General features: G+C 51.8%; 11 protein-coding genes. 4 read left to right on the top strand and 7 right to left on the bottom strand.

Annotated elements, in window-relative coordinates; genetic code table 11:
* Positions 1–26: 26 nt before the first annotated feature.
* Both glpG and glpE read right to left on the bottom strand, forming a co-directional pair.
* Positions 27–857, bottom strand: a complete 831-nt coding sequence (glpG, locus tag ACH0WD_RS12555; RefSeq protein WP_000928702.1) for a rhomboid family intramembrane serine protease GlpG — start codon at positions 855–857, stop codon at positions 27–29.
* A gap of 75 nt (positions 858–932) precedes the next feature.
* Positions 933–1,259, bottom strand: a complete 327-nt coding sequence (glpE, locus tag ACH0WD_RS12550; RefSeq protein ID WP_000434528.1) for a thiosulfate sulfurtransferase GlpE — start codon at positions 1,257–1,259, stop codon at positions 933–935.
* 198 nt (positions 1,260–1,457) lie between these two features.
* Here glpE and glpD point away from each other — a divergent pair, with 198 nt between their 5' ends.
* Entirely contained in the window at positions 1,458–2,966 is a 1,509-nt protein-coding gene (glpD, locus tag ACH0WD_RS12545) for a glycerol-3-phosphate dehydrogenase (protein ID WP_000448178.1), read from the top strand.
* A 46-nt stretch (positions 2,967–3,012) separates the two neighbouring features.
* Here glpD and ACH0WD_RS12540 read toward each other — a convergent pair whose 3' ends face one another.
* The 3 genes from ACH0WD_RS12540 to ACH0WD_RS12530 all read right to left on the bottom strand — a co-directional run bounded on the left by ACH0WD_RS12540 (position 3,013) and on the right by ACH0WD_RS12530 (position 6,331).
* On the bottom strand, positions 3,013–3,558 hold the full coding sequence (locus ACH0WD_RS12540) for a hypothetical protein (protein WP_000390376.1): 546 nt from the start codon (positions 3,556–3,558) through the stop codon (positions 3,013–3,015).
* Positions 3,559–3,567: 9 nt separating this feature from the next.
* Complete coding sequence (locus ACH0WD_RS12535; protein ID WP_000786184.1) at positions 3,568–5,064, bottom strand: PstS family phosphate ABC transporter substrate-binding protein; 1,497 nt, start codon at positions 5,062–5,064, stop codon at positions 3,568–3,570.
* A 157-nt stretch (positions 5,065–5,221) separates the two neighbouring features.
* A complete protein-coding gene (locus ACH0WD_RS12530; RefSeq protein WP_000258843.1) occupies positions 5,222–6,331 on the bottom strand; it encodes a glycerol dehydrogenase in 1,110 nt (369 codons plus the stop codon).
* A gap of 337 nt (positions 6,332–6,668) precedes the next feature.
* On the opposite strand from ACH0WD_RS12530, the gene ACH0WD_RS12525 reads away from it, so the two are divergent.
* The 3 genes from ACH0WD_RS12525 to ACH0WD_RS12515 are packed head-to-tail and all read left to right on the top strand — an operon-like array spanning position 6,669 to position 10,664.
* Positions 6,669–8,003 carry an MFS transporter gene (locus tag ACH0WD_RS12525; protein WP_001518078.1) on the top strand — a complete coding sequence of 445 codons (1,335 nt, stop codon included), beginning with the start codon at positions 6,669–6,671 and terminating at the stop codon, positions 8,001–8,003.
* Positions 8,000–9,715, top strand: coding sequence for a dihydroxy-acid dehydratase (ilvD, locus tag ACH0WD_RS12520; protein WP_000078492.1), 1,716 nt, complete (start codon positions 8,000–8,002; stop codon positions 9,713–9,715). Before ACH0WD_RS12525 ends, ilvD begins: the two co-directional genes overlap by 4 nt.
* Positions 9,716–9,758: 43 nt before the next feature.
* Positions 9,759–10,664, top strand: a complete 906-nt coding sequence (locus ACH0WD_RS12515) for a dihydrodipicolinate synthase family protein (protein WP_000192193.1) — start codon at positions 9,759–9,761, stop codon at positions 10,662–10,664.
* Between the two features lie 43 nt (positions 10,665–10,707).
* Here ACH0WD_RS12515 and ACH0WD_RS12510 read toward each other — a convergent pair whose 3' ends face one another.
* Positions 10,708–11,463 carry an IclR family transcriptional regulator gene (locus ACH0WD_RS12510; RefSeq protein WP_000724553.1) on the bottom strand — a complete coding sequence of 252 codons (756 nt, stop codon included), beginning with the start codon at positions 11,461–11,463 and terminating at the stop codon, positions 10,708–10,710.
* A gap of 177 nt (positions 11,464–11,640) precedes the next feature.
* On the bottom strand, positions 11,641–14,088 hold the full coding sequence (gene glgP, locus ACH0WD_RS12505; RefSeq protein ID WP_000993424.1) for a glycogen phosphorylase: 2,448 nt from the start codon (positions 14,086–14,088) through the stop codon (positions 11,641–11,643).
* Between the last annotated feature and the right edge of the window lie 10 nt (positions 14,089–14,098).

Below are 14,098 nucleotides of genomic sequence, written 5' to 3'. Positions count from 1 at the left end.
TATCTCGACCACAGGCCGGATACGCCTCACGTTCGTTTTCGCGCATTCAGCGTATCAACAAAGGCCATCGCTAAACCGACGATAAGCCCGGCGATGTGCGCGCCGTTCGCCATAGACATGCCAAACCAGTCAAACCAACCAGCGACTATCCACAATAATGCAAAAATAATTAAGCCGCGCTGGAGGTAAATTCCGCTTTGCGGATCGCGCTCTCCGCGCAGCCACACGTAACCCATCAGCGCATAGACGACGCCAGACAGTCCGCCAAACCACGGGCCGCTAAATTTCTGCTGTACATAGCCGCTTAGCAGCGCGCTTATCACCGTAATGACGATTAATTTACCGCTGCCCAGGCGCTTCTCTACCGCCCCGCCGAGATACCACCACCACAGCAGGTTAAAAAGAATATGCATCAGTGAGAAGTGCATAAAGATATGGGTGAAGTAGCGCCAGACTTCAAATTTTAAAACCGGATCGAACGGCCACGCCAGCCACACCATCACCGTCTGATCGCCGATGAGACTCATCGCGATATAGACCAGCACGCAGGCGAGCATCACGATCCAGGTAACAGGGCCGGCTCGTTCACGCAGCGTGGCGAGAAAGGGAAAACGGCGGTAGCGCAGTCCGCTGTTAGTCTGCCCGGACTGCCAGCTAGCCGCCAGATAACGCGGATCGCCGGGATTTTCTATAAACCGCGCCAGCTCGACCCGCACACGTTCGGCCTGCGATTCATCTGCCAACCAGATATCGCTTTGATTATGTTGCTGAATAGTAAGAATGACGCCCTGGGTGGCCATGTAATCAACAAATGCCTGCGCCACGCGAGGATTCGCAAAGGAAGTAATCATCAACATTATTGCTGTCGCTTAGTCCATACAAAAGAAGACAGTATATATACCCTTCTCGTCGGAGGCTGCATCTTTATGGGATTACGCGCCATTCGCGACATTGGCAGGGAAACGGCGATGCCAGGCCTCAAACCCGCCGTCAATGCTGTAAACCGCATCATAGCCTTGCTGGAGCAGATACTGCGCGGCGCCTTTACTACTGTTGCCGTGATAGCACATTACCATCACCGCGGTATCGAAACCATGCTTACGCATAAACGCGCCCAGCGTATCGTTAGTCAAGTGAAACGCCTGCGGCGCATGACCCATGGCATAACTTTGCGGATCGCGAATATCGACCAGCACCGCCGCGCCCTGGCGCAGTTTCTGATACGCCTCTTCTACAGTGATACATTCAAATTGTTCCATGAATCGCTCTTTCATTATTGCCGGTGAAGCCAATTAAGGCATTTTATCGCCCAGTGTACGTTGACGGAGTAGCTTAACGCCATAATGTTATACATATCACTCTAAAATGTTTTTTCGATGTTACCAATAGCGCGTTTCTTTGCTATTATGTTCGATAACGAACATTTTTGAACTTTAACGAAAGTGCAAGAGGGCAGCATGGAAACCAAAGATCTGATCGTGATAGGCGGGGGCATTAACGGTGCAGGCATCGCGGCTGATGCCGCCGGACGCGGTTTGTCCGTACTCATGCTGGAAGCGCAGGATTTGGCCTGCGCGACCTCTTCCGCCAGTTCAAAACTTATCCACGGCGGCTTACGCTACCTTGAACACTACGAGTTCCGTCTGGTCAGCGAAGCGCTGGCAGAACGTGAAGTGCTGTTGAAAATGGCGCCGCACATCGCCTTCCCGATGCGTTTTCGTCTGCCGCACCGCCCGCATTTACGTCCGGCCTGGATGATCCGTATCGGTCTGTTTATGTACGATCACCTCGGCAAACGTACCAGTTTACCCGGTTCCACCGGTGTGCGGTTTGGCGCAGATTCGGTGCTCAAACCGGAAATTGTGCGCGGATTCGAATATTCCGACTGCTGGGTAGACGATGCGCGTCTGGTGCTGGCTAACGCACAGATGGTGGTGCGTAAAGGCGGCGAAGTCCTTACCCGTACTCGCGCAACCGCCGCTCGTCGGGAAAATGGCCTGTGGATTGTCGAAGCGGAAGATATCGACACCGGTAAAAAATATGTCTGGCAGGCGCGCGGACTGGTTAACGCCACCGGACCGTGGGTCAAACAGTTCTTCGACGAAGGGATGCACCTGCCGTCGCCGTATGGCATCCGCCTGATCAAAGGCAGCCATATCGTCGTGCCACGCGTCCATAATCAGAAGCAGGCGTATATTCTGCAAAACGAAGATAAGCGTATCGTCTTTGTCATTCCGTGGATGGAAGAGTTTTCGATCATTGGCACAACCGATGTCGAATATAAAGGCGATCCGAAAGCGGTAAAAATTGAAGAGAGCGAAATTAATTACCTGTTGAAGGTCTATAACGCGCACTTCCAGAAACAGCTTGGCCGGGACGATATCGTCTGGACCTACTCGGGCGTGCGTCCGCTATGTGATGACGAGTCCGACTCGCCGCAGGCTATCACCCGTGATTACACGCTGGATATCCACGACGAAAACGGCAAAGCGCCGCTGTTGTCGGTCTTTGGCGGTAAGCTGACAACCTATCGTAAGCTGGCCGAACATGCGATGGAAAAACTGGCGTCTTATTATCCAGGCATCGGGCCGGCATGGACCAAAACGTGCGTACTGCCCGGCGGCGACATCGACGGCAGCCGCGAAGATTACGCGGCGAAGCTGCGTCGTCGTTATCCGTTCCTGACGGAATCGCTGGCGCGCCACTATTCGCGCACTTACGGCAGCAACACGGAGTGGATTCTCGGCGAAGCCACGTCGCTGCTTGATTTAGGCGAAGATTTCGGTCATGAGTTTTACGAAGCGGAACTCAAGTACCTGGTGGATCACGAATGGGTGCGCCGTACTGAAGATGCTATCTGGCGTCGCACCAAAGAAGGCATGTGGCTGACCGCCGAACAGCAGTCCCGCATCACCCAGTGGCTGGCGGCGTATGTTGAGAAACACCAACTTTCACTGGCGTCGTAATAAAATCCGGGGCGGTTTATACCGCCCTTTTCGCCACATACCGCATTCACTCGCCGGGTTTTGTACAGCCGGGCATATGATTAGTGATACGGTAGCGATCGACACTTATTTGGGTAATAAAGAAGGGTTTTGCCCGCGCTTCGCTATTCCAGAGAGTTTTCCCCGTTTTACACCAGCTTTTATGAGGAAAGTTGGCATAATGAACCACGCTCTCCTCCCCCAGCACGCTTTCAAAATGCGCACGTTTATCACCGTCGGCCACGCTAAATTCAGCATAAAAAAGATTGCTGTCCAGGTTAAACGTCATTTCTATTTCACTGGCGGACGATGGAAAGAACACAGGCAGCCAGGTCCAGATACCGGACTGCTCGGGTATGGCGGCATAATCAGGAAAATAGCTTACCTGGCGATCATCGCAGGCGGTCAGCACAGCGATGATGATTAATGTTGCACCACACCGGAGGACCTGATTAATCAGCTCAGCAACAATATCTTTATGCCACGAAGTGGATTCACGCCGTACAATACGAATATCCGCGCCGCTGGCCGGGTCTACGCCTACCCGTTCCACATATAATTTAACATCTTCCATTTAGTCCCTTTATTTCGCGGCCGGATACAGCGGCACATATCCCACATCCTGCACCAACTGTTGTCCCTGCGGGCTTAGAAACCAGTCCACCAGCTTTTGTGTTTCCGCTGTGGGGTGTTCACGGGTGACCATATAAACATCAACCGTGTACGGGTAACTGCCGTTACGAATATTTTCAACCGTCGGCGCAACATCGTTTATCGCCAGTAATTTAATCTCTTTATTGCTGTGCATCTGCGTAGCGTAATAACGAAAGGTATAGCCAATGGCGTTGTGCGTATTGCGATACTCAGCCACGATATCCACCATTTCCCCCATCGCGGTTGCCACTGATGTTGTTTGCGCTGGCATCAGCTTTGTTTCTTTCATTACCTTCGCCAGCATCGCCGTTTGGCTGCCAGAGTTTTCCGGTCGCTGCCAGGGCTTAATGTCGATTGCCTCTCCGCCCACCTCATTCCAGTGGGTGATTCTTCCGCTAAAAATGCCGCGAATTTGTACATCACTCAACGATGACACGGGATTGTTTTGGTTGACGATAAACACAAACGCTTCACGTGCAAAGGGGGTGTAAACCAGTTTTACGCCACTGGCCTCGGCCAATTGCTTTTGAGCAGTGGAAGGCTGGGCGACAAAAATAAGATCGGCATTACCGTTAAGGATATTTTGATAGGCTTCAATGGTTCCCTGGTTTTCAAGGTAGTCTTCAGGGCAGATATCATCCGGAAAGCGCGTAAGCGCATAAAAAGCCGAGGCGTATAACGGCAAGCCAGCCGTTGCGCCATCGAGCCGCGGCCAATTTTGGGTGAGCAGAAGTGTCGGTTCATCGCGCAGCCCGGTTAGCTTGTTGCCCCATGTGTGCGCCTGATAATCGCGGAAATAAAGATATTCACTGCTCTCGGGAGCGGGATATTTCACGGCATAAAGATGTGACTGATATACGGCACAGCTCCCGAAAAACAGCAGGCAAATCACCAGCAGATTACGACAAGAGTAGCCCGCACCGCCGCGTAGCACTCCCCAACGCGCACCGCCATACCCTAATGCAAAACAGAGCTGCGAGCCAACCGGGATGAGCAACACTGCCCATACCCAGCCGTTGAAAAAGGATATTACGCTGGGTACTAACCAAAGCGTTTGCACCACCTGGGCGATGGGTTTACGCCCTATCGCGCGAATATTAAGATCGGTGAGAAACATCAGGATGACCCACCCCATCAGCACCACCAGAGCGGGCATAAGCAGGCAGCAATCACGCCATTCTGGATTTACCTCTGATGCATTTCCCTTTCCCCATATCCGGCCACAGAGAAAAATTAACCCCGCGCCCAGAAGCGCTACCGGGATAATGGTCGCCTCTTCAATAGATCGCGCGACGGGGATACTATTTTCAAGAACGCTAATGCACGCCCACGTTCCCCCCACGATAATCGTAATAATGTTCACCAGCAGCGGCACGCCGATAAACGCCATTATGATTGACAAAAAAAGCCACTTAGCATTTTTCACTTTTCTATCCGCTAATCCCTGCGATAGCGGAAGTATAAACCCGGTAGTCCTGAGCACCCCCCATGCATTTTTCTGAAATCGCGACGTTAAAACATTCACGATAGCGGCAGACAGAAGTTGAAAGTTCCGGCTGCCGTTTTTTATTTACAGTCTCACATTAACCTGCAAGATCGATCTTTTTCCGCGCCTGCCCAACAGCATCGGCGGCCCGCAATGCCGCCTGAACGGCCTCCGGCGTAATGGTAAACGGCTCGTTGTGCATCGTTTCCCCAGTTTGACAAGACGCCCTGGAAACGGCCAGCAGTTCATCATCGCTAACGCCAGCCAGACCAATATCCGCCAGCGTGGTGGGCAAGCCTATATCTTCACAAAATTGATAAACCTCCTCGATAAGCTCAGGCGCTCTATCGGTGAGCATAAGCATTGCCAGCGTGCCAAACGCAACCTTTTCCCCATGCCAGTATTTGTGCGTGGCGGGCAGTACCGTCAGACCATTATGAATAGCGTGCGCCGCCGCCAGCCCACCGCTTTCAAAACCGAGCCCGGATAATAGCGTATTCGCTTCGATAACATGTTCGAGCGCCGGAGTAACCTGATGTTGTTCACAGGCAAGCTTCGCCAGGCGCCCATAGCGCATTAAGGTGGTGTAGCAAAAGCGCGCCAGCTCAAATGCGGTCATCGGTCCTGGCCTGGTGGTCATATTGCCTGCCCCTTTGATGCGGCAATCTTCCGCTTCAAACCAGGTTGCCAGCGCATCGCCTATCCCGGAAACCAAAAAGCGTACCGGCGCGGCAGCAATAATACTGCTGTCCACCAGCACAAGCGTCGGGTTACGTGGAATCATCAGGTAGCGTTTGAATTGCCCTTCTGGCGTATAGATAACAACCAGTGAACTGCACGGCGCATCCGTTGAGGCCAGAGTAGGAACCACGGCAATAGGCAGCCGCAGGCTGGCGCCAGTTGCTTTTGCCGTATCCAGGGTTTTCCCACCCCCCATACCGACAATCACATCGGCGCCAATTTCCTGCGCGCGTGCGGAGATGCGAGCAATTTCCTCATCACTGCACTCGCTACTGAACACTTCGATATCAAATTCAATCACCCCGTGCAGTGCTGTTGCAACTGTATCCCGGTAGGTGTTGTGAACAACAGGATCCTGCAAAATCAGCGCCTTATGACCGAGTGCGGCCAATTCCTGCGGGAGATGCGTTGTCAACGCTCCTTTACCCTGAACATATCGTGACGGAAAGATCGCGGTAGTAACCATTGTTTCTCCTTAAAAAGCATTAAAGTTCAATATACAGAACACAAATTCCACATAAAGAATTTAATGCTGTTTACTCTGAACGCACAATGACCAGGTGAGAACATAATCTTATCCTGTGAGGCAGCGCACAATTTTGGCGATGTATTAGACCGATGAGCAGTTTCCAGTGGGTTATCCGCTCTTTCTCACTTTATCTCCGTTCATTTTTGAAGCAAATCACAAAATATAACCTTCCTTAGAGTATGGAATTGACGCTGTATGAATACGTCGGCATAGTGTCAATATACAGAACAGTAGTTCCATATACAGAACACTTTTTTGATACTAAAGGGATGCAATGATGAGCATTGAAATAGAGAAACCGACCACACGAGGGCGCTGGCTGCATATTATTCCAGCCACGATCCTCGTTTATATCGTGGCCTATATGGACAGGACCAATATCGCCATTGGGATAGCAGGCGGCATGGATGAAGATTTAGGCATGACGGCTTCTTTTGCCGGTCTGGTCGCCGGGATCTTCTTTATTGGTTATATCTTCCTGCAAATTCCCGGCGGTCAGATAGCCGAGCGGCTAAGCGCCAAAAAGTTAATTGCCTGGACAATCGTCGCCTGGGGTGGCTTTGCCCTGCTGACCGGTTTTGTTCAGACACCGACGCAGTTGTTGATTATTCGCTTTGTGCTCGGCGTGGCGGAAGGTGCTGTGTATCCCGCCATTCTGGCGCTGATTGGCCACTGGTTCCCAAATGAGGAGCGCGCCAGGGCTATCGCCTATTTCCAGATGAACCTGGCCGTCGCTTCTATTATTACCGGGCCGCTTTCCGGCTGGCTTATTGAAACCTACGGCTGGCGGGAGATGTTTATCATCGAAGGCTTGCTCTCTCTGGGACTGCTCTTTGTCTGGCTACCTTTGGTTTCCGATCACCCGCATCAGGCAAAGTGGCTGGATCCGAAAGAGCGCGCCTGGATCGAACAAAAATTGCTGGCCGATCGCGCGTTGAGTATTGGCGGAGAACAAAGCAGCATTCGCGGCGTATTAAAAAGCATCAACCTGTGGAAGCTTGTCGGTATCTATTTCTTCGTACAGGTCGGCTTCTATGGCTTCGCGCTATGGATGCCAAATCTGATTAAACACCTGACCGGCAGCGGCATGACCATCGTTGGGGTACTCACTGCGGCGCCTTACGTTCTGTGCATTATCGGTCAGTATTACATCGCCAAATGGTGTGATAAGACGATGAATCGCCGCCTTTACACGGCTATTCCTCTGCTGGGTTTCGCGGTCTGCCTCGCCCTCTCCTTATTACTGAAAGATAACGTCTGGCTCGCCTACGGCATGATGGTTATTTGCGGGTTCTTCCTGCAAGCCTATGCCGGTCCATTCTGGACGCTGCCGCCATTACTCTTCGCCCCCAACGTTCTGGGCGGCGTGCGCGGCACGATCAACGCCCTGGGCAACATTGGCGGCTTTATCGGTCCGTACCTCGTCGGGCTGTTAACGGTGACGTTCTCGCAAACAGCAGGAATGACCGTACTGGTTGCCGCCCTGCTTATCGCCGTTGGACTGCTTTTCAGCTTACCTTCTGTTACCGCTCGTCCTGCAGGTAGCAGTAACACACCTAACACCTCGACGCCGGGTGCGTCACTTAAACAGGAAGGAATCGCCAAATGAGCCAAAAATGTCAACATGCTCGCGACCTGTGGTCGCAGCTCGACGCCCTGCGTCTTGGAATGAATTACAGCAAAGAAGATGTCAATAAACTGCAGGTCCTGGTGGATGATTGCTATGGCGAAAGTCATCCGGGCAGTTTCCATCTTAACCAACTGGGCGATGAAGCCGTGCTGGGTGTTCATGAAAGCGGCGGGCGCGCGGTCCGTCACCATGTGACGGATATCTGCGACGGCTGGGGTCAGGGCCACGATGGGATGAATTACATCCTGGCATCTCGAGAAGCTATTGCCAACATGGTCGAAATTCATGCCTCAGTGGTGCCTTATGATGCCGGTATTCTGATCTCAAGCTGCGATAAATCTATCCCGGCGCATCTGATTGCCGCCGCACGCCTGAACCTGCCGCTGCTGCATATTCCTGGCGGTTCTATGCGTCCGGCACCGAATATGAGTACTTCTGACCTCGGTGGGATCACTGCTAAGTTGAAGAAAGGCGAAATCGGCATTCAGCAAGTAGAAGCCATGCAGCAATGCGGTTGCCCCACCGCCGGAGCCTGCCAGTTTATGGGAACGGCCAGTACCATGCAGTGCATGTCAGAGGCCTTGGGGCTGGCCCTGCCAGGCAGCGCTTTGCTGCCATCGACCCTGGCGGAAATTCGCCGCGTTGCCAGAACTGCAGGCCACCAGGCGCTGTATCTGGCGGAGAAAAATATCACCACCCATAAGATCCTGACTCCTGCGGCGTTTGAAAATGCTATCAAAGTCCATGCTGCTATTGGTGGCAGCACCAATGCGATGATCCACCTTCCGGCCATCGCTCATGAACTCGGATGGGAGCTGAAGCCCGAACTGTTTGATCGGATCAATAATGAAATCCCTTATCTGACCAATATTCAGCCCAGCGGTGAATACGTTACCGAAATGATGTGGTTCGCAGGCGGCGTGCCAATGGTGCAATGGTATCTGCGCGATTATCTGGATCTTGATGTTCTTACCGTGACTGGCCGTACGCTCGGTGACAACCTGGAAATGCTCCATCAATCCGGCTTCTTTACCCGCAACCACGGTTACCTCAACAATTACAAAGTCAGTCCGGAGGCGGTAATCCGTAAACCAGAAAATGCCACCAAAAAAGGGTCGATTGCGGTACTGAAAGGCAACATCGCGCCTGAAGGAGCGGTCATTAAATACGCGGCCTGTGCGCCGGATATGCACCACCATACCGGTCCTGCTCGGGTCTTTAACTCCGAAGAAGACGCTCAGCAGGCCATCATCCATAACCATATCGAACCCGGCGACGTCATTTTCATTCGCTACGAAGGCGCAAAAGGCTCTGGCGCACCGGAAATGCTGATGACCACCGATGCCATCGTGTATGACAAACGCCTCGACGGAAAAGTCGCATTGATTACCGACGGTCGTTTCTCTGGAGCGACCAGCGGGCCATGTGTCGGACACGTCTCGCCAGAAGCCGCTGATGGCGGGCCGATTGCCCTGGTGGAAGATGGTGATTTAATCGAAATGGATGTGAAAGGCCGCAAGCTCAATATTGTAGGGATCGACGGGTTGCCTAAAACAGAAGAGGAAATACGCCGCTGTCTTGAAGAGCGTCGAGCAAGCTGGAAGAAACCTGATTATTCAAACCGTCGCGGCGTCTTTAAACAGTTCACCGCTAATGCAACATCATTAATGGCCGGAGCCTGGCTTAAATAATATCCCTGGCGGGCTACGGCTCGCCTGTTTTAAGGATCAATACATGACTCAGATTACGAAATTTCACGGCGTATTTCCGCCAGTTCCGACCATTGTTAATGCGCAGGGAGAGTTAGATAAAGTCGGCATGGCAACCTTGCTGGATCATCTTATTGCAAGCAAGGTCAATGGCGTATTACTGCTGGGCAGCGGAGGGGAATTTTGCCATATGACCAATGCGCTGCGTCTGGAAACCGCAGAGTTTTGCGTCCGTCATATTAACCGCCGTATTCCAGTACTATTAGGTATTAGCAGCACCAGCACGCAGGAAGTGATTGAGTATGGTCAGCATGCCGACCGACTCGAAGTCGATGCCGTGCTGGTACTCAATCCCTACTATGCCAGATTGACCGATGAGTATATTTATCATCATTTCAAAACCGTGGCTAATAACATAAAAAGCCCGGTGATTCTCTACAACTTCCCAGCATTGACGGGACAGGACCTTAGCGTTGATTTAATTACCCGGCTGGCGCAGGATCACCCCAATATTATCGGCATTAAGGATACCGTTGATAATATCAGCCATATTCGTGAAATCATCAATAATGTCAGGCCAGTGCGTCCGGACTTCGTTATTTTCTCCGGCTATGATGAATATATGATGGATACGCTTATCTTAGGCGGCAACGGCGGGATCCCAGCGACAGCGAACTTTGCGCCGCAGCTAACCTGCGGGATCTACCGCGCGTGGTGTGAAAAAGAGTATGAGACAATGTTCGGATTACAGCGCAGGCTGTCCGCGCTTTCCACTATTTACAGCCTGGATTCACCTTTCTTCGGGATAATCAAAAAGGCAATTCAGCTTAGCGGAGTCGATATTTCAACTCATGTAATGCCCCCCGTTTTGCCGGCAAATGAAGAACATATTTCGAATTTGAAGCAGATCTTACAGCGTGCGGGACTTTAAGCGATGACGAAAGCGGGCTTCTTGCCCGCTATGTCTTTTTATTTCAGCACATCAGGCGCGTCAGGCTACGGCTGGCATCCATCATCAGCGTAGCAAGCGACTCGCGTTTATCATCGGGGATCTGGAACGTAACGCCGGATACGCTCAGGGCGGCGATCACTTTCCCCTGCGTATTGAATACCGGCACCGCAATGCAGCGCACGCCAAGGGAGTCTTCTTCGTTATCATAACCCCAGCCGCGACGGCGAATTCCTGCTAACTCCTGCTTAAGGATATTCACATCTGTGATCGTCGTATCCGTAAAACGCGTTAATATTTGATCTGGAGGCAGCAACTCCTCCAGCTCTTCCCCGCTAAGCCATGCAATCAGCACCTTTCCCAGCCCTGAGCTATGTAATGAGAGGCGCTTGCCCTCCCAGCTTCGAATCACAATAGCCTGTGGGCTTTCGACTTTCAGAAGATAAATGGGGGCATCGCCCTCCAGAACACCAAGATGGCAGGTCAGGCCGGTGTTATCGCGAATCTCTTCAAGAATCGGTAACGCGATTTTTTTAATATCGTACTGTTCCGCCGCTTTATTACCTAATTCATACAGGCGTAGCCCCAGATAATACTTGTCTTTTTCCTGGCGTAATAACCCATGCTCCACCATGCCGTTGAGCAAAGATGAGGTACTGCTTTTCGCAATCCCTGAATTTTGATGGATCTGGGTAAACGTTGCGCCATCGCACTCCAGAAGGTAAGCAAATACGCGCATAATTTTATCGAGAGCCGGAATAGATGTCGTAATCTTTTTCATATTATTATCAATTAATTATGGATTTTTCTGCTAATACTATACACCAGTACTCAACCCTTTTTCCATGACAGAGACCAAGTGCCGCTAACAGATTCAGCAGACGAATATCGGCATCCCCCCCGAATATACCACGATAAAAAACGGGGCCGTTTGGCCCCGTTCTCAAGCGTTAAACCGCTACAACCGCACCGGATCAATATGCCAGATATTTTCGGCATACTCTTTGATGGTTCTGTCCGATGAGAAGTAGCCCATATTGGCAATGTTGAGCATCGCTTTCGTCGTCCATTCTTCCGGGCGACGATACAACTCATCCACCTTATCCTGGCAGTCCACGTAGCTGCGGTAGTCCGCCAGCACCTGATAGTGATCGCCAAAGTTAATCAGCGAATCTACCAGATCGCGGTAACGACCTGGCTCTTCCGGATTAAAGACGCCGCTACCAATCTGCGTCAGTACCTGATGTAGCTCTTCATCTTTTTCATAATAGTCGCGAGGCTTATAACCCTGCCTGCGCAACGCTTCCACCTCTTCGGCAGTATTACCGAAGATAAAGATATTCTCCTCGCCGACATGCTCCTGCATCTCTACGTTCGCACCATCCAGCGTACCAATGGTGAGCGCGCCGTTCAGGGCAAATTTCATATTACTGGTGCCGGAAGCTTCTGTCCCTGCCAGCGAAATCTGCTCAGACAGGTCAGCAGCGGGAATGATTACCTGCGCCAGGCTGACGCTGTAGTTCGGGATAAACACTACTTTCAGCTTGTCGCCAATCTGCGGATCGTTGTTAATCACTTTCGCTACGTCGTTGATCAGATGAATAATGTGTTTTGCCATGTAATAGGCGGAAGCCGCCTTACCGGCAAAAATATTCACCCGCGGCACCCAGTCGGCCTCCGGATTTTCTTTAATGCGGTTATAGCGGGTAATGACATGCAGTACGTTCATCAACTGCCGCTTGTATTCGTGAATACGCTTAATCTGCACGTCGAATAACGCTTTAGGGTTCACCACCACATTCAGTTGTTGCGCTATCACTACCGCCAGCCGTTTTTTATTTTCCAGCTTCGCCTGACGCACCGCATGATTGACCAGCGGATAATCACAATGCTGCTTCAGCTCGCTGAGCTGACTAAGATCGGTACGCCAGGTACGACCAATATTCTCATCCAGCACGTCAGACAGCGGCGGGTTTGCCAGCGCCAGCCAGCGGCGCGGCGTAACGCCGTTAGTGACGTTACAAAAACGGGTCGGGAAAATCTTCGCAAAATCCGCGAACAGCGACTGCACCATCAGGTTGGAATGGAGTTCAGAAACGCCGTTGACTTTATGGCTGACCACCACCGCCAGCCAGGCCATCCGTACCCGGCGGCCGTTCGACTCATCAATAATCGACGCGCGTCCAAGCAGGCTGGTATCGTTGGGATATTGCTCCTGCAACGTTTTCAGGAAATAGTCGTTAATCTCGAAGATAATCTGCAGGTGGCGGGGCAGAATTTTCCCCAGCATATCGACGGGCCAGGTTTCCAGCGCCTCGCTCATCAACGTATGGTTGGTATAAGAGAAGACCTGACAGCACACCTCAAACGCGTCGTCCCAGCTAAATTTATGTTCATCAATCAGCAGGCGCATCAGCTCCGGAATTGACAGCACCGGATGCGTATCATTGAGGTGAATGGCGATTTTATCCGCCAGATTCTCATAGGTTTTATGCAGTTGATAATGACGGTGCAGGATATCCTGCACCGTCGCCGAGACCAGAAAATACTCCTGACGCAGGCGTAGCTCTCGTCCGGAATAGGTGGAATCGTCCGGGTAGAGCACCCGTGAAACGTTCTCAGAGTGGTTTTTATCTTCCACCGCCGCAAAGTAGTCGCCCTGGTTGAATTTACCGAGGTTGATTTCACTACTGGCCTGCGCATTCCACAGCCGCAGTGTGTTAGTGGCGTCGGTGTCGTAACCGGGGATGATCTGATCATACGCGACGGCCAGAATCTCTTCCGTCTCAATCCAGCGCGCTTTTTTACCTTCCTGCTGAATGCGCCCGCCAAAAAGCACCTTATAGCGCGTATTGTGGCGCTTGAACTCCCACGGGTTGCCATATTCCAGCCAGTAATCCGGAGATTCTTTTTGCCGCCCGTCGACAATATTCTGCTTAAACATACCGTAGTCGTAGCGAATGCCGTACCCGCGACCCGGTAATCCTAGCGTCGCCAGCGAGTCCAGGAAGCAAGCTGCCAGCCGTCCTAAGCCGCCGTTGCCAAGCCCTGGGTCATTCTCTTCATCGATCAGCTCTTCGAGATCTAAGCCCATGGCCTCCAGCGCGCCTTTAACGTCATCATAAATGCCCAGCGAGAGCAGCGCGTTAGAGAGGGTACGACCAATCAAAAACTCCATCGACAGGTAATAAACCTGCCGGGTTTCCTGCGATAATTGGGCTCGATTAGAACGCAGCCAGCGCTCCACCAGACGATCGCGCACCGCGAACAACGTGGCGTTCAGCCATTCATGTTTATTGGCAATGACCGGGTCTTTACCAATCGTAAACATCAGCTTATAGGCAATAGAATGCTTAAGCGCCTCAACGCTGAGTGTGGGCGATGCATAAGTAAACGGAGCATTCATATAAATGATT

It is taken from the genome of Salmonella sp. 2020_1395, assembly GCF_043848115.1.
Classification (GTDB): Bacteria; Pseudomonadota; Gammaproteobacteria; order Enterobacterales; family Enterobacteriaceae; genus Salmonella; species Salmonella enterica.
The sequence above is the reverse complement of the archived record's forward strand: the minus strand, read 5'-3'. Positions and strand labels throughout refer to the sequence as shown.